The following is a 17,137-nucleotide window of genomic DNA, read 5'->3' as shown; positions in this document are numbered from 1 at the left end:
CTGATAATAAAAAAGTAAATTGAAAAGCAGTAACTGCTCCACATTTTTGCAGTTACAAAAAAGAAACATGTTGATAAAGTTTTAAGGAGAAGACCATGAAAGAACTGGAAAAGACCTACAATCCGGCGGACATTGAGGACCGTCTGTACCAGAAATGGCTGGACAACAAATATTTCCACGCTGACGCGGAGAGAGGAAGACGCGAGGGCAAAAAGCCGTTTACGATCGTAATGCCGCCGCCGAATATTACAGGACAGCTCCATATGGGACATGCCCTCGACAATACGATGCAGGATATCCTGATCCGTTACAAGAGAATGCAGGGTTATGAGGCACTCTGGCAGCCGGGAACAGACCATGCGGCGATCGCTACCGAGGTCAAGGTCATCGACAAGTTAAAAAAAGAGGGCATCAACAAGAATGACCTTGGACGTGAGGGATTTTTAAAAGAGGCCTGGAAATGGAAAGATGAGTACGGCACAAGGATCATCAAACAGCTCCACAAGCTCGGCTCCTCCGCTGACTGGGACAGAGAGCGTTTCACCATGGACGCAGGCTGTTCTGAGGCTGTTTTAGAAGTATTTACACGCCTTTATGAAAAAGGATATATCTACAAGGGATCCAGGATCATCAACTGGTGTCCGGTCTGCAAGACATCCATCTCCGATGCTGAGGTAGAGCACAAGGAGCAGGACGGCTTCTTCTGGCACATCAACTACCCGATCGTGGGCGAAGAGGGAAGATTTGTCGAGATCGCCACAACGAGACCGGAGACACTGCTCGGCGATACAGCCGTTGCTGTAAACCCGGAGGACGAGCGTTACAAAGACATCATCGGAAAGATGTTAAAGCTTCCACTCACAGACCGCGAGATCCCGGTGATCGCCGACGAGTATGTTGACAAGGAATTCGGAACCGGCTGCGTAAAGATCACACCGGCCCACGACCCGAACGACTTCGAGGTCGGAAAACGCCACAATCTGGAAGAGATCTGCATCATGAACGATGACGCGACCATCAATGTTCCGGGCAAGTACTTCGGCATGGACCGCTACGAGGCGAGAAAAGCCATGGTCGAGGACTTAAAGGAAATGGGCCTTCTCGTGAAAATCGTTCCGCACAGCCACAACGTTGGTACCCATGACCGCTGCGGCACAACCGTAGAGCCGATGGTAAAACCGCAGTGGTTCGTAAAGATGGATGAGATGGCAAAACCGGCCATCGAGGCATTAAAGAGCGGCAAATTAAGATTCGTTCCGGAGAGCTTCGGTAAGACATATCTCCACTGGCTTGAGGGGATCCGCGACTGGTGTATCTCCAGACAGCTCTGGTGGGGACACAGGATCCCGGCTTACTACTGTGAAGAGTGCGGTGAGATGACGGTTGCGAAGATGATGCCGGAGAAGTGCCCGAAGTGCGGCTGCACACATTTAAAGCAGGATGAGGACACCCTTGATACCTGGTTCTCCTCCGCGTTATGGCCGTTCTCTACACTGGGCTGGCCGAAGGAAACCGATGAGATGAAGTACTTCTATCCGACCGACGTTCTCGTTACCGGATACGATATCATCTTCTTCTGGGTTATCCGTATGGTATTCTCGGGACTTGAGCAGACAGGCGAGTGCCCGTTCAACACTGTCCTGATCCATGGTCTTGTCCGCGATTCTCAGGGACGCAAGATGAGTAAGTCCTTAGGAAACGGTATTGATCCGTTAGAGGTGATCGACAAGTACGGCGCGGATGCTCTCCGTATGACACTTATGACAGGAAATGCACCGGGCAACGATATGCGTTTCTACTGGGAGAGAGTCGAGGCCAGCAGAAACTTCGCAAACAAGGTATGGAACGCGAGCCGTTTCATCATGATGAATATCGAGAAAGCGCCGGCAGGCGAGGCAAAGCTTACAGACCTCACGGCAGCAGATAAATGGATCCTCTCCAAGGTCAATGACCTCGCGAAGGAAGTAACGGAAAACATGGACAAGTACGAGCTTGGAATCGCTCTCCAGAAGGTCTACGACTTCGTATGGGAGGAATTCTGTGACTGGTATATCGAGATGGTAAAACCGCGTCTCTGGAACGATGAGGACCGGACGAAGGCGGCTGCGATCTGGACCTTAAAGACGGTTCTGATCAATTCCTTAAAGCTCTTACATCCGTTCATGCCGTTTATCACAGAAGAGATCTTCTGCAATTTACAGGATGAGGAGCCGTCCATCATGATCTCCTCCTGGCCGGTATATAAGGAAGAGTGGAACTTCGCGGCAGACGAGCACGCGGTAGAGGTCATCAAAGAGGCTGTCCGCGCGATCCGTAATGTGCGCACATCCATGAACGTTCCGCCGAGCAGAAAGGCAAAAGTATTTGTTGTGACTGAGGATGCCGATCTCACGGATATCTTCGAGAACAGCCGTGTATTCTTCAGTACCCTTGCTTCCGCCAGTGAGGTAGTGATCCAGAAGGATAAGACAGGAATCGGTGAGGACGCTGTATCCGCAGTGATCCCGAAGGCAGCGATCTATATGCCGTTCGCTGAGCTTGTCGACATCGAGAAGGAGACCGAGCGCTTAAAGAAGGAAGAAGAGCGCCTCACAAAAGAGCTTGCCCGCGTAAACGGAATGCTTGCAAACGAAAAGTTCGTAAGCAAGGCACCGCAGGCGAAGATCGATGAGGAGAAGGCAAAACTCCAGAAGTACACCGAGATGATGGAGCAGGTAAAGACTCGTCTGGCTCAGCTTGGTAAGTAATCGATGAAAATATGACCATGGCATGAAAGTGCTGAATGGTTTCAGCAGGAAAGGACAGCGGGTGGAACATGACCTGCTGTCAGGGCAGCCGCAGGTTTTATGGCCTGTGGCTGTTCATTTTATGGGAGGAGCAGACTGCTGCCGCCACTGTATCATACAGCATTTTTTCGTTCACAAAATACCGTAGGATACAGCAATCCTGTCGAATCTTTCCGACATGTTCTGGTTGCAAAAAATACCATAAACAGGTATCATAAGTGAAAGAAACGCTGCCGTTTACGGCATATATTTTCTGTACCGAGAATAACGCCAGACAGCGTTCCGATTGCAGGTCACAACAGGAGGCGATTTCTTGGAGTACATAACGATGCAGGAAGTCTGGGATCAGATCGAGGCGATCCCGGGATATGCGAGAAAAAAGAGCAGTCTTTTAAAAGTACGGGAATTTCTTGGTATTCTTGGAGAACCGGACCGGAAATTTCAAGTGATCCATGTGGCGGGAACCAACGGAAAAGGTTCCGTCTGCGCATTCCTTACTTCCATGATCCGGGAAGCAAAAATTCCCTGTGGGTCATTCTTGTCCCCCCATCTTGTGGATATCCGGGAGCGGTTCCTTATAAATGGGGAGATGGTCCCGGAGCCGGAATTTATCAGGGCATTCCTGGAGGTACAGCATGCCTGCAGGATATGGGAAAGGAGAGGAGAGCCCCATCCCACCTATTTTGAATTTTTATTTTACATGGGACTCTGCATATTCCGGAACGCGGGTGTGAGGGTGCTCGTGTTAGAGACAGGAATGGGCGGAACTTACGATGTGACGAATGTTGTGGAAAATCCGCTTGTCTCCGTCATCACGTCCATCAGCATCGATCATACAGCGTTTTTAGGATCCACGATCCCGGAGATCGCGGCACATAAAGCGGGGATCATAAAGTCCCGGCGTCCTGTGGTGTATGATGACAGTTCATCGGAAGCAGCGGCGGTGATCTTTGCGAAAGCAAAGGAGATGAAATCTGAAGGATTTCCAGTGACGCCGGATGAAGTCTGTCGCGGGATCCGGCCTTGTCTCGTAAAATCTCCGGATCCGGGCGTGGCAGGACATCAGGAAATGAGCTTTTCCTATCGTGGTGAAGAGATTTTGTTTGAGATCCCATTTGCAGCTCCCTACCAGCTCATGAACGCAGCTCTGGCGATCCGGGCATTGGAGGTTTCCGGACTTCCGGTGGCGCCTGGACAGGCGGCAGAGGGAGTAAAAAAGGCAAAATGGCCTGCAAGAATGGAGGAGATCAGCACTGGTGTCTACCTCGACGGGGCCCACAATGCGGATGGGATCCGGGCATTTCTCGACGCGGCCTGCAGATTAAAGGAACTTCGGAAGCCGGATCATGTGCGGATCCTGTTTGCGGTCTCCGCGGACAAGGATCATCAACGGATGCTGCGTGAGATTGCAGAGCGGCTGAAACCGGATCTGTGGATCTTATCGAAAATGGAGTCACACCGGACCCTCTCCGTGGAGGATTTGGAAGCGGCGGCAGAAAAGTTGCGGGCGGAATATGGAGAAGAGACGGAGTACCGGGTGAGCCGGGATGTGAAACATGCCGTGAAGGAATTGCTTGGCCTGCATGGGGAACGGGATCTTTCGCTTATCGCGGGGTCACTGTATCTTGCGGGGGAAGTAAAGGAACAGATCAGCAAAAGCACAAGTTAACCGGACCGTTCCGGTATGCGGCAAATAAAGCAGAACAGGGAACCGCAGAACTGATCAACAGAGCATTTTCAGGTGCAGATTGACATGCGGTGAGTTCCGGTGACAGTATGCTGCTGCCGGGACACCAAAGGAGGAAGAAAAATGATCAACTTTGAGGAAGAGATCGAGCGCTTCAAGCCGAGTCTTGAGGTGGAGGCGGTCAGCGACGCCATCGTAAAAAGCGATCTCACAGATATGGCAGATATTATGATGGACATCATGAAGGATATCAAAAAGGAAAAGTAATATATGGATGAGATGCAGAAGATCCAGTACGCGGCCAACAGCTACTACAACCGCGGTCTGGAAATGGCAAAGGAGAGAAACCTTTCCGGGGCGGCGAGATTCTTAAAACGCGCCCTGCAGTTTAATAAATACCACACAGATGCCAGAAACCTTCTTGGACTGATCTTTTACGAGATGGGTGAGACGTCAGATGCGCTGATCCAGTGGGTCATCAGCATCAATCTCCAGCCGGACGGAAACCGGGCAGACTATTACCTCGATGAGGTCCAGAGAAAGCCGGGACAGCTTGAGATCGCAAGCCAGATGGTAAAGAAGTTCAATCAGGCATTATTCTATGCCCAGAATGACAGTGATGATCTGGCGGTCCTGCAGCTTAAGAGGATTGTCGACGAGAAGCCGAATTTCGTGAAAGCGCATCTGCTTCTGGCGCTTCTCTACATGGAGCACGGGGACTACACGAAAGCCGGAAAATCCCTGTTCAAGGTACTTCAGATCGATAACAATAACGAGAAAGCCACCCGGTACATGGAATACGTAAAGAGCCGGACCGGCAAGGCGGAGGTCGAGAAACGGAAGATGAAGAACGCGTTTTCCCACAGGGAGATGCAGGACGATGACGTTATTCTGCCTCCGACCTACAAGGAGAACACGGGCTGGCAGTCCATCATCAACATCGGTATTGGTCTTGTCCTGGGTGCGGTCATGGTCGTGTTCCTCATCATGCCGGCGAGGGAGCGAACGTTAAACTATGAACATAATCAGGAGATGCAGTCCTACACGGATAAGTTAAATATCGCGAACCAGGAGACGGACAAGTTGAAGCTCCAGGTTGAGGATTACCAGAAGCAGAAGGAGGACGCGGAAGGCCAGTTAAATGACTTAAAGGGCGATTCCGGAAGCACGGTGAACCAGTACGCGGCGCTCGCAAAGATCCTGGACGCGTACCGCAAAGGGGATACGAACACGGCGGTTCTGACTTATGTGGATATGGATCAGTCGAAGATCACGGATGACAGCTCTGTGGCGATCTTAAATGAAATCAAGGCGGACATGGATGCCAACGCCCCGACAGTCCTTATGGCGGCAGCAGCCCAGTCAAACTCTGTCGGGGACTACGACTCAGCGCTCCGCTATTATGAGAGATATATGGAATTCAACGATAAGAACCCGGAAGTCATCTACAACATGGGAATGGTATACAAGGCAAAGGGCGATACCGACAACGCGAACCAGATGTTCGGACAGGTCATCATGAACTTTGCGGATTCGGAGTTTGCGGAGAAGGCGAAGGAAGAGAGAGGATACTAAGGAGCAATTCTGGTTTCTGTTTCACAGAGAGTGTATAGAGGTTCGTTGATAAAACTTACTTCAAAAAAACTTAAAAGAGACTTTACAGAAGAAAATACTGTGAGGTCTCTTTTTTGTTGTTTCAGACTAGAAAACTACAGGAGAATGGATTTAGAAAGCTGTTTTGAGGTAAGAAAAATTTGTGAAAATCAGCCTCGCATTGGGATACAGGCTGTGGGCTGAATTTGGCTGCAAAATTTTGAAATGGGAGGAAAAATTTATGGAAGATTCATTCGTATACGAGGCAAAAGGCCCCACACTCATCATTCACCTGCCGAAGGAGTTCGACCATCACAACTGCCGGAATCTGAGATATGAGACGGACCTTCTGATGGCGGAAAATTATGTCTCCAGAATCATTTTCGATTTTACGCGTACCCGGTTCATGGACAGCTCCGGCATCGGCGTCCTCTTAAACCGCTACAAGCAGATGAAAGCAGGCCATACCGGTTTTTACGGTGCCTGCCCGCAGGTGATGCGGGTTTTAAAGGTTGCGGGAATTCTGGGGCTGATGCATCAGTATGAGTCAAAAGAAGAAGCAATCTACAGCAGGGAGGTATAGGGATGGAAGAGACAGGACAGACCGTACAGGAAACGCAGAAAGTACAGGCAGAGCAGACTGGAGAGAACGGGAAAAATGTAGGAATGCCGGAGTGTGAGACTATGGAACTTATTATGGAGAGCCGGTCAGAGAACGAGGAGTTCGCGAGAGTCGTGGCAGCCGTTTTCGCGAGCCGTCTGGACCCGACGCTGGAGGAACTGGACGATATCAAGACCGCCGTGTCGGAGGCAGTGACGAACGCGGTGATCCACGGATACCGGGGACAGGAAGGAAAGATCTATCTTTCGGCGACGGCATGGGAAAAGGAACAGCTGCTTTCTGTGACGGTGCGGGATGAGGGCGTCGGGATCCGCGACGTGGAGCAGGCCATGGAACCCATGTTCACCACATGTCCGGAGGACGGGAGGTCCGGCATGGGATTCTCCTTCATGGAGGCCTTCATGGACCGGGTGGAGGTGGTCTCCGCACCGGGAAAGGGAACCTCCGTCACCATGAAAAAGAAGATCGGCAGGTGACGGGATGGCGGACACTGCGGAACTCTTAAAACGTTCACACGCAGGGGATAAAGAGGCGAGGGACCGCCTCGTCATGGAGAACGCGGGCCTTGTCTGGAGTATCGTCCGGAGATTTATCGGGAGAGGACCGGAACCGGATGACCTGTTCCAGATCGGGAACATCGGTCTTATAAAGGCCATCGACCATTTCGACACAGAATTGGGCGTCCGGTTTTCCACCTATGCCGTTCCCATGATCACCGGGGAGATCAGGAGATTTCTCCGGGATGACGGGATGATCAAGGTCAGCAGGCCGCTAAAGGAACTGGCGGGAAAAGTCGGGGCGGCGAGAGAAAAGCTGGAGGCGGACCTCGGGCGGGAGCCGACAGTGGAGGAGCTTGCAAGGTCGGTGGGAGCCAGCCGTGAGGAGGTTGCGGCATCCATGGAAGCTGGGGCGAGAGTCGGATCCATCTACGAGCCCTTCGATGCCGGGGATGAATCCGGAGGCTGTCTGGCGGATAAGATCGCGGAAAAGACATCGGAGAATGACAGGGTCCTGGACCGGATCGTGCTGGCGGAGCTTTTATCCGGTCTCGGGGAGAAGGAACAGCAGATCATAAAAATGCGGTATTTTGAAAATATGACCCAGACCGTGATCGCAGGGCGGCTTGGAATCTCCCAGGTGCAGGTGTCGCGGCTGGAGAAGAAGATCTTGAGGGAGATGAGGGAGAGACTGACTTCATAAAAGATGAAAATGATTCTGCCCATGGTTATGTATAATGTCCATTGATTCGGAACATCCTATTTGCGTAAAGCAATGCGATAAACAGGATGAGAAGGTGGAATATTATGAAACCGTTAAAGGACTACGTGGAGATCATTTTTGCGGTGCTGGCGCTGGCAGTACTGGTGTTTGTGTTCTGGTATTTTCTCGTGGCGGTCCCGGCAAAGAAAGCGGAGCAGTCGGGGACATTCGTGATGGTGCCGGGGACGGAAATGGAAGTCTGCCGAGGCACTGTCACAGGGGTTTTAAAGACCATTGGGGATATGGACAGAAAGCCGTGGAGCGCATGAGCAGCACGACGATCTACTTAAAGCTTCCCCAGGTGAAGGAAGTTTATGAGCCGGAAGTGTACCTCGGAATGATCGCCGATGTCCACAGCAGCGACAGGGCTGCGGAGGCGAAGGCGAAAGCCGTGAAAATCACCTCATTTTCCGGGAAGGGAAAAGAGGCAGCGTTTGTTGGAAATGTCATGGAACTCGTGGAAAAGATCGAGAAGACCGGCCAGAATATCCAGGTGGACAATCTCGGGGAATCGGATTTCGTGGTCACATACCGGGCAGGGAAGAAGGAAAGTCTGGTATGGGAGTGGATGAAGACGGCCATGGTGTCCGCGGTGGCGTTTTTCGGGGCGGCGTTTGCCATCATGACATTCAACAACGACGCAAACGTGACGGATGTGTTCGCGAAGTTCTATGAGATGATCATCGGGACCCGGGCGGACGGACCGACGATCCTGGAGGCGTCCTACTCCGTGGGACTGGCCCTGGGGATTTTATTGTTCTTCAACCATTTCGCCTCCTGGAAGATCACGGTGGACCCTACGCCCATAGAGGTGGAGATGCGGCTCTACGAGGAGAACTTAAATAAGACGTTGATCAAAAATGGCGGGAGAAAGGAGTCAGGGGTCGATGTATCTTAAGCTTGGGATTCTGGCCTTTGCAGGCCTCGGTGCCGGGGCAGTGATCGCTGCCGGAATCTTTGCCTTCCTCGCCATCATCGGCGTGTTTCCGAGACTCATCGGTGTGACCCACACAGCGGAGCATGTGATCCTCTATGAGACGCTTCTGATCCTCGGGGGAACATGGGGGAATCTGGCGGACTTCTACAGCGTGGCGTTTCCGTTCCCTGGAAAGTTTGTGCTCGCAGTGTGTGGGACGGCTGTCGGAATTTTCGTGGGATGCCTTGTGATGTCTTTGGCGGAAACGCTAAAGGCACTGCCGATCCTGAACCGCCGGATCGGGCTGGCGGTGGGGCTGCAGTATGTGATCCTGGCGGTGGCTGCGGGAAAGGCATTTGGATCGGCAGTGTATTTTCTGCGGGGATTCGGATGATTTATCTCAGTGGGAGTCTGATCTCCGACTGAGATAAACGCTCCGCGAGGATGCGCAGTGATTCTGATAGGAATCTGTCAGCTTCGCTGACCAGAATCACGCGCCAAGTCTCACGAACGTTCAATTTGAAAGTATACATGGAGGAATTTATGGAGATCGATAAGAAAGAGTACGGAAAATATGTGAAGCAGGTGACACCGGTCCACAACACCTGGAAGAACCTCTGGCGGGCGTTTCTCGTTGGCGGACTGATCTGCATGCTGGGACAGGTATTCACATCCGTCTACATGTCCTTCGGGATCGAGAAGGAGAGCGCGGCGGCGTGGACGACATTGAGTCTCATCGGCCTCAGCGTGATCCTGACGGGGTTTCATGTGTACCAGAAGATCGTAAAATTCGGTGGAGCCGGGGCCCTGGTTCCCATCACAGGATTTGCGAATTCCGTGGTGTCCCCGGCAATCGAGTACAAGGCGGAGGGCCATGTCTTCGGGATCGGCTGCAAGATCTTTACGATCGCGGGACCGGTGATCCTCTACGGGATCCTTGCGAGCTGGGTGCTGGGGATGGTGAAGTATTTCTGGAGATACTTGTAAACGAACCGGCAGGAACGTATAATGGAGAGAGAAGATGCGGCGGCTGTGGAGCATATGAACAGCGTCAGCATGGAATAAGCGGAGGAAAACGTGAAATCAGTATCGATCTATACGCTCACAAGAAATCAGAATATTTCCTGCGTCCAGAAGCTGGAGAGACAGATGTCGGGGCGCGGGTACTTTTTGAAGATGCGGGAGTGGGAGCTTGACAGCATGAAGGCCTTTGTGAGGGAATTGGAGACGCATATGGACGAGGTGTATGCGCTTTGGTTCTTTTACTCGTTTCAGATTCCGAGACTGGGAAAGGAGTTTGACCTTCTGCAGATCAGGGAGGACCAGATCGTGAATGTGGAGCTGAAGAGCGGAGCAGTCTCCGATGAGGCACTGCGGAAACAGTTGATACAGAACCGATATTATCTCGCGGTGCAGGGAAAGACGATCCGGTCCTATACATATATCAGCAGCCAGAACCGGCTTGTCCGCCTTACGAACCACGACCGGATCGTGGACGCGGACTGGGAACAGCTCTGCGCGGATCTGAGGGATGGCGGAAAGGACTATGAGGGCGATGTGGAGGAGCTGTTTCAGGCGGAACTGTATCTGATCTCGCCTCTCACAGAGCCGGAGCGATTCCTGAACAAGGAATATTTCCTGACTGCCCAGCAGCGGGATATTGAACGCCAGATCTTAAAGAAAATCCGGGCGGAGCGGACCGGGGCGTACTGGTTTACGGGACTTCCGGGGACGGGAAAGACGCTGCTGCTCTACGATATCGCTATGAAGCTTTCCGGGAAGCAGAGGGTCTGCATGATCCACTGCGGGGAGAGCAAGAAGGACTGGAAGCGGCTTCATGAGAGACTTCGGCGGGTGGAGTATCTGCCAGATTCCGAAATTGGGGCGGAGTGCGGTCTGGAAGAGTGTTCCGCGGTTCTGGTGGATGAGGCACATCTTCTTGAGCCTGGGGCGAGGGAACTGCTGGCTGGGATCAGTACCCGGCGGCCGGTGATCTTTTCCGGGGACTGCGAGGATGTGATCTCGCCGGATGAGCTGGGGGAGAGCGCTGAGATGGTGTGGAAATCTGTGCCGGGTGTGCAGACATTCCGGATGACGAACCGGATCCGGACGAACGCAGAGCTGTCTGTTTTTATCCAGAATATGATGCGCCTGACCAGAGGAAAGGGGAGACGGATGTATCCCCATGTCTCGGCTGGGTACGGGAATGATGAGGAGGAAGCAGAGAAGCTTTTAAAAGGGTATCTGGCGCTGGGATATCGGTATTTTGAGGAGAATGCCGGGAGCAGCGAGGATGTGGAGCGGCTGGTCGTTTTGCTGGATGAGAGATATTTTTATGATGAGACGGGATATCTGCGGTCTGGGAACCGGAGTGTAAGGCGGCTGTTTCACCGGCTGAACCAGGCAAAGGAGGAGCTGGCATTTGTGGTGAAAAAGAATGAGGCGGTGTACTCGGTGATTTTGGGGCTGCTTCAGGCGATGTGAGTGAAAAATTTATAGAATGTGTGTCGTGGGAAAAGATGCGGAAATTCGAGGTGAACTTCGGATTCCTGCATCTTTTTGTTTATTTTGGGGATTCTATTTGCATGGAGACCTTATTTTGGTGTACCTATGTGAGGATGAAGCCTGTTGCGAATGACTGCACGGGGTACTGGAGTGTTAAGGTATATTTATTTAGTACGATTGGAGTCGTTTTTGTTCAAAAAGTACGATATGTATGGATGTAACTGATAGGTGAATTGAGACCAAAATAAAGATGGGAGTGGATAGAAAAATGGATGAGAAAACAGGAACGTTAAGAAAGCAGCGCGGGCGTGCCAGTGTGGTGTTTGAAAATCCGCCGCTGATCATGGCGGCTGCGTCGACGGTGGGAAAGAAGGAAGGAGACGGGCCTCTTGGCGTTTTTTTTGACCGGGTGGAGCTGGATCCCATGCTGGGAAAGAAAAGCTGGGAGGAGGCGGAGAGTGAGCTTCAGAGCAGGACTGCAGGTCTTGTGATCGAGAAGAGCGGGCTTTCGAAGGAAGAAATCAGGTATTCGTTTGCGGGGGATCTTCTGGCACAGCTCATCGCCACTTCTTTTGGAAATATAAATCTGGAGATCCCAATGTTCGGGCTTTACGGAGCATGCTCCACCATGGGGGAAGGTCTGGGGCTGGGCGCCATGTGCGTGGAGGGTGGATTTGCGGATCATGTTCTTGTAGGCGCTTCCAGCCATTTCGCTTCGGCGGAGAAGCAGTTCCGTTTTCCGTTGGAATATGGGAATCAGAGGCCGTATTCGGCTACATGGACGGTGACTGGGTGCGGAGCGGTGATCGTGTCCTCCGGGGATTGCCGGGGGAAGGAAGCGCCGCTTGCGAAGATCACGGCGGTGACGACGGGAAAGATCGTGGATATGGATTTTCATGACTCCATGAATATGGGGGCTGCGATGGCGATGGCGGCGCTTGATACGATCCTGCAAAATTTCAGGGATCTCGGGGTGGACGAGACACATTATGATAAGATCATCACCGGGGATCTGGGGACAGTGGGACGGAGACTTCTGCTGGATTATCTTATGAAGGCAGGATACCGGATCGAGAGCCGGTATATGGACTGCGGGATCGAGATGTTTTCGCCGGAGGAGCAGGATACCCATGCCGGGGGAAGCGGATGCGGGTGTTCAGCGGCGGTGCTTTGCGGGTTTGTTTTGCCGAAGATCAGGAATGGGGAGTGGAAAAGGGTGCTGTTTCTGCCGACGGGGGCTCTGCTTTCTACGGTGAGCTTTAATGAGGGGAAGAGTGTGCCGGGGATCGCGCATGGGGTGGTGCTGGAGACGCCGGATTTTCTGTAAGAACTTAGCCGGGGATTTTCGAAGGAGGAACAATCTGTTGGAAAAAAATGTTAAGGGAAGACGGACGTGGATCATACAGAGTGTGAAAATATAAATCTTAGGAATGAGAAGTGGAGTGAGTATGGCTATGGAATATATCAGAGCTTTTCTTGTGGGTGGTCTGATCTGCATGCTGGTGCAGATCCTGATGGATAAGACAAAGATGATGCCGGGGAGGATCATGGTGCTGTTAGTGGTCAGCGGGAGTGTCCTTGGATTTTTGGGAGTGTATGAGCCGTTTGCCGAGTGGGCCGGGGCAGGAGCGACTGTGCCGCTGCTTGGATTTGGAAATACACTTTGGAAAGGGGTTGTGAAGGCGATGGCGGAGGATGGAGTGCTTGGAATCTTTAAAGGGGGATTTACAGCCAGTGCTGTGGGGATCAGTGGGGCGTTGGTGTTTGGATATCTGGGTGCGATTATCTTCAGGCCGGGGATGAAGGAGTGACAGGAGTACGCGGGGGTGAGGCTTCGGGCGCGCGCCCGTGCCCGAAGCCTCACCCCCGCTGTGTACTGGCATGCCTGTGTGGGCTGTTTTTGTCTCGGAGGGACAAAAAGACGCGGGAGTTTGTGGAAGAGTAAAAAATATTTGGAATTTTTTAAACGGTATTGTTATGGTGAGAATTTATATGTAAAAACATTATTTGAAAAATAGGGATGATTAAATTTGAAGGGTGTAAAAAACATGCTGATTCGGTGCAGATTGATACGATTATTTGTAAGGTGATGGAACAGGAAGACGAGAGGCAACGAGATAGACAGTATGACGGGGCTTGTGGAGTGGAGTGGCATTAAGGCAAGGATAGATTGAGAATAATCGTAGAATGTGGTAAAATAGTTATGTGTATTAGGGTCTATAACGTAAGTTATGATTTCCGCTTAGGAGATAACGTAATTAACAATTGTTCCTTGAATGGAAAAGTGTAATGATTTGTAAAGGAGATAAGGACTTTTGTGGCAAAGGTAAGTGATGTCCTGAAGCTTTCGGTTATGCGGGGTGTCCGCGTGGTGGCGGGGGAAGAGGGACTTTTTAGGAAAGTGGAGCATGTGACGGTGATGGAGGTCCCGGAGATCAAGAGGTGGCTCAAGGGAAATGATTTTCTGATCACGAGTTTTTATTCGGTGCGGAAGAGTGAGGAAGATCAGTGTGCCTTGATCCGGGATCTGGCGGATACGTGCTGCTGTATTGCGGTGAAGACGGGGCAGTATGTGAAGACTGTCGCGGAGAGTGTGAAGAGAGCGGCGGATGAGGTGGGACTGCCGGTTTTGGAGATTCCGGGGGAGCTGGCTTATATTGATATTATTGTGAATGTGATGAATCTGATCTTTGAGGAGGAGGGAAACTCGGAGATTCTGGAGAAGTATGTGAAGGATATTCTTTACGAGAATTACAGTGATGAGATCCTGATGGAGGAACGGGGACGGCTTTTTGGGATGGACGTGGAGCATGACTGGTTTTCGGCGGTGGTGATCAATTTCAGAAAGCGGTATGTGCCGGATGAGCAGGATTGGAAGGGGATCAGGTTTCTGGGGCGGACTTTGTTGGAGAGGATGAGAGAGACTGCTGGGATCAGGGAGTGTGTGATGGTTCCGTTGGAGAAGGGGTATCTGATTCTGACTGAGGGAGAGGATGAGTGCAGGCTTCGGGAGACGCTTGTGGATTTTTTTGAAGAGGAGAGAATATGTTCTCTGTGGAATGCGGGAACGGATAAGTTTGTCTGTTCTGTCGGTCCGGTCCGGACTGGACTCGCCGGGATTCGCGATACATACAGTGATGCGTTTAAGGCAATTAGGGTCATGAGAAAGCTTCAGCCTGAGAATTGTGTCTGCGTATATGAAAAGGTTGAGATGTACTGTGTGTTGCAGGATCTTTTTTCAGCGGGGAAAAGGGATGTATTTGAGAGGATTTTGGCACCGGTGGAGAGTCGGGAGTTTTTAGAGACTCTGTGGACGTATTTTATGTGTTCGGGGAGTCTGGATGAGACGGCTGGGGTGCTGCATACGCATAGGAATACGGTGAAGTATCGGCTGGGGAGGATTCAGGCGGTTACGGGGTTGGATATTAAAAGGCCGGAGGATGGTTTTAAGTTGTATATGGGAGTTTTGGCTTGGCGGATGAAGGAGTGACGAGGGGTACGCGGGGGTGAGGCTTCAGGCGCATCCGTGCCCGAAGCCTCACCCCCGCTGTGTACTGGCATGCCAGGGAGACTGTTTTTGTCCGTACGTACAAAAAGGCGCGTTTCAGTTTGGCTGGGAGAACATATAATTCTGAGTTCTTATGGATTATAATGGTATTGTCAGAATTATTTCTTGTTGCGAAATAGAGATAAAGTAAATATGCAATGAAGATGAGATAGATTGGAAAATACTTAGGGGAACTCAGGAGGTACTTGTTATGGAGCGTCGGATCGAGGATGTTCAGTATTGTGAAAGGTTATTTCAGAGTTTTTATGATATCGGAAGTACGTCGCAGGGCGGCGTGACGCGGCTGGGGTATTCGGAAACGGAGGACACGATGCATGAGGTCTTTAAGGGGCTTGGAAGGGAGCTCGGGGCTTCTGTGATTACGGACGAGGTTGGGAATACTTATGTGACGAATACAGACGAGGACGGGTATACGCTGATCGGGTCGCATCTGGATTCTGTGATCGAGGGTGGACGGTATGATGGTGTGGCTGGCGTGATGGCTGGGCTTATGGTGATGCGCTGGGCGAAGGAGGATGGAATCAGGATCCCGCTTCGGGTCGGGGCGTTCCGGTGTGAGGAGTCCAGTAATTTTGGGTGCTGTACGATCGGTAGTGGACTAATTACACATGAGGTCTATAAGCAGGATATCGGACATCTGATGTCGAAGGACGGGGAGTCTTTGGAGAGTATTTTTGAGCGCCGGGGGTTGACGCTTCATCCGAAGAAGATATCGGGACTTCGGAGATATCTGGAGTTACATATTGAGCAGGGAAAGGTGCTTGAGGAATGTAAGACGCAGGTCGGTATTGTCGGGACGATCGCGGGGCCGGTGAGGTATCGGGTGTATCTTCGTGGTATGGCAGAGCATTCTGGTGCGACGCCGATGGATATGAGAAGCGACGCGCTCTGTGCGGCCGCGGAGATCATTCTGGAGATGGAGAAGATCGGAAAGTGGGAATCCGCGTACCAGTCGGTGGCGACGGTGGGCGTTGTGCAGAATCATCCGAATGTCCTGAATGTGATTCCGGGCCGGGTGGAGCTCGGCGTGGATATGCGCGGAATCGATCAGGATAGTCTCGACCGTATGGAGCGGGCGTTTAAGGCAGCGGTGCGGGAGAGCTGCAAGAAGCGCGGTGTCGAGTATGTGGCGGAGAAAATCAACAGCATTCCTCCGATCAGTATGAGTGAGTCAGTGGAAGACGGTCTGGAGCAGGCGGCGAAGCGGCTTGGAATCTCCAGCCGGAGAATGCCCAGCGGTGCGGGGCATGATGCCATGTCTTTTGCGGAGATTTGTGATTCCGGTATGGTATTTATTCCGTGCCGGGGCGGTGTGTCTCACAATCCTTCGGAGCATGCGGAGATTACGAGTATCTGTGATGGGGCGCGGGTGATGTATGAGTATTTGAAGGAAGAGACGGCGAAATAACCGGCAGGAATATCTTTTTGAAAAGACTATAAATTTAATGATATGCTGTCTGGCTGGGAAATTCAGCGGGCAGCATATTTTTATGGGCAATTAAAGCATTTATAGATTTTTCAGGTTGATAATGTTATAATATTTTCATTATGACAATAAAGCACGGGAATGAGGAGGAAACCGTTATGTATATCACATGCCTTGACTTAGAGGGAGTTTTAGTGCCGGAGATCTGGATCGCGTTTGCGGAGGCCAGCGGGATTCCGGAGCTTAAGAGGACGACAAGGGACGAGCCGGATTATGATAAGCTGATGCGTTGGAGAATCGGGATCCTGAAGGAACATGGACTGGGACTGAAGGAGATCCAGGAGACCATCGAGAAGATCGATCCGCTTCCGGGTGCGAAGGAGTTCCTGGATAAGCTTCGTGAGCTTGGTCAGGTCATCATTATCAGTGATACGTTTACGCAGTTTGCGAAGCCTCTGATGAAGAAGCTTGGCTGGCCGACGATCTTCTGCAATTCCCTGGAGGTCGCTCCGGACGGGGAGATCACGGGATTTAAGATGCGGATCGAGAAGTCCAAGTATACGACGGTGAAGGCACTTCAGTCCATCGGCTTTGAGACGATCGCCAGCGGGGACAGCTACAATGATCTCGGAATGATAGAGGCGAGCAAGGCGGGATTCCTGTTCCGCAGCACGGAGCAGATCAAGAAAGATCATCCGGAGATCACAGCGTTCGAGACGTATGATGAGCTCTTTGAGGCGATCAAAAAGGCAATGGAAGAATAGCAGGAATCTT

Annotated in this window: 17 protein-coding genes; all 17 read left to right on the top strand. The window is 51.6% G+C overall.

What is annotated here, in order from left to right; all coding sequences use genetic code 11:
• Positions 1-95 precede the first annotated feature (95 nt).
• The 17 genes from GPK83_RS08825 to thrH all read left to right on the top strand — a co-directional run bounded on the left by GPK83_RS08825 (position 96) and on the right by thrH (position 17,127).
• Positions 96-2,747 (top strand): valine--tRNA ligase, encoded by a 2,652-nt coding sequence (locus GPK83_RS08825; RefSeq protein ID WP_015554817.1) that lies wholly within the window; start codon positions 96-98, stop codon positions 2,745-2,747.
• A gap of 352 nt (positions 2,748-3,099) precedes the next feature.
• Entirely contained in the window at positions 3,100-4,455 is a 1,356-nt protein-coding gene (locus tag GPK83_RS08820) for a folylpolyglutamate synthase/dihydrofolate synthase family protein (RefSeq protein WP_117552179.1), read from the top strand.
• A gap of 141 nt (positions 4,456-4,596) precedes the next feature.
• A complete protein-coding gene (locus GPK83_RS08815) occupies positions 4,597-4,740 on the top strand; it encodes a hypothetical protein (RefSeq protein WP_015554816.1) in 144 nt (47 codons plus the stop codon).
• 3 nt (positions 4,741-4,743) lie between these two features.
• Positions 4,744-6,048, top strand: coding sequence for a tetratricopeptide repeat protein (locus tag GPK83_RS08810; protein WP_117469824.1), 1,305 nt, complete (start codon positions 4,744-4,746; stop codon positions 6,046-6,048).
• Between the two features lie 259 nt (positions 6,049-6,307).
• The gene (locus tag GPK83_RS08805) at positions 6,308-6,649 is read left to right on the top strand and encodes an anti-sigma factor antagonist (protein WP_117469823.1); all 342 of its coding nucleotides are present in this window, start codon (positions 6,308-6,310) and stop codon (positions 6,647-6,649) included.
• A gap of 2 nt (positions 6,650-6,651) precedes the next feature.
• Positions 6,652-7,164: an anti-sigma F factor gene (gene spoIIAB, locus GPK83_RS08800; protein ID WP_345941790.1), complete on the top strand. Its 513-nt coding sequence runs from the start codon at positions 6,652-6,654 to the stop codon at positions 7,162-7,164.
• Between the two features lie 4 nt (positions 7,165-7,168).
• Entirely contained in the window at positions 7,169-7,888 is a 720-nt protein-coding gene (locus GPK83_RS08795; protein ID WP_117469822.1) for a SigB/SigF/SigG family RNA polymerase sigma factor, read from the top strand.
• A 104-nt stretch (positions 7,889-7,992) separates the two neighbouring features.
• Positions 7,993-8,217 (top strand): hypothetical protein, encoded by a 225-nt coding sequence (locus GPK83_RS08790; RefSeq protein ID WP_015554811.1) that lies wholly within the window; start codon positions 7,993-7,995, stop codon positions 8,215-8,217.
• On the top strand, positions 8,214-8,846 hold the full coding sequence (locus tag GPK83_RS08785; protein WP_117469821.1) for a stage V sporulation protein AA: 633 nt from the start codon (positions 8,214-8,216) through the stop codon (positions 8,844-8,846). The genes GPK83_RS08790 and GPK83_RS08785 overlap by 4 nt, the downstream gene beginning before the upstream one ends.
• Complete coding sequence (locus GPK83_RS08780) at positions 8,836-9,258, top strand: stage V sporulation protein AB (protein WP_015554809.1); 423 nt, start codon at positions 8,836-8,838, stop codon at positions 9,256-9,258. Before GPK83_RS08785 ends, GPK83_RS08780 begins: the two co-directional genes overlap by 11 nt.
• A 149-nt stretch (positions 9,259-9,407) precedes the next feature.
• Positions 9,408-9,851 (top strand): SpoVA/SpoVAEb family sporulation membrane protein, encoded by a 444-nt coding sequence (locus tag GPK83_RS08775; protein WP_015554808.1) that lies wholly within the window; start codon positions 9,408-9,410, stop codon positions 9,849-9,851.
• Between the two features lie 90 nt (positions 9,852-9,941).
• Positions 9,942-11,348 (top strand): ATP-binding protein, encoded by a 1,407-nt coding sequence (locus tag GPK83_RS08770; RefSeq protein WP_117469820.1) that lies wholly within the window; start codon positions 9,942-9,944, stop codon positions 11,346-11,348.
• 289 nt (positions 11,349-11,637) lie between these two features.
• Positions 11,638-12,696 (top strand): stage V sporulation protein AD, encoded by a 1,059-nt coding sequence (locus tag GPK83_RS08765; protein WP_117469819.1) that lies wholly within the window; start codon positions 11,638-11,640, stop codon positions 12,694-12,696.
• Positions 12,697-12,823: 127 nt separating this feature from the next.
• Positions 12,824-13,180, top strand: a complete 357-nt coding sequence (locus GPK83_RS08760; RefSeq protein ID WP_015554806.1) for a SpoVA/SpoVAEb family sporulation membrane protein — start codon at positions 12,824-12,826, stop codon at positions 13,178-13,180.
• Between the two features lie 506 nt (positions 13,181-13,686).
• Positions 13,687-14,859 carry a PucR family transcriptional regulator ligand-binding domain-containing protein gene (locus tag GPK83_RS08755; protein WP_117469818.1) on the top strand — a complete coding sequence of 391 codons (1,173 nt, stop codon included), beginning with the start codon at positions 13,687-13,689 and terminating at the stop codon, positions 14,857-14,859.
• Positions 14,860-15,127: 268 nt separating this feature from the next.
• A complete protein-coding gene (locus tag GPK83_RS08750; protein WP_015554784.1) occupies positions 15,128-16,345 on the top strand; it encodes a hydantoinase/carbamoylase family amidase in 1,218 nt (405 codons plus the stop codon).
• Positions 16,346-16,521: 176 nt separating this feature from the next.
• Positions 16,522-17,127, top strand: coding sequence for a bifunctional phosphoserine phosphatase/homoserine phosphotransferase ThrH (thrH, locus tag GPK83_RS08745; protein ID WP_015554783.1), 606 nt, complete (start codon positions 16,522-16,524; stop codon positions 17,125-17,127).
• The last annotated feature ends 10 nt before the right edge of the window (positions 17,128-17,137 follow it).

It is taken from the genome of Clostridium sp. MCC328 (genome assembly GCF_018785465.1).
Classification (GTDB): domain Bacteria; phylum Bacillota; class Clostridia; order Lachnospirales; family Lachnospiraceae; genus Pilosibacter; species Pilosibacter fragilis.
The sequence above is the reverse complement of the archived record's forward strand: the minus strand, read 5'-3'. Positions and strand labels throughout refer to the sequence as shown.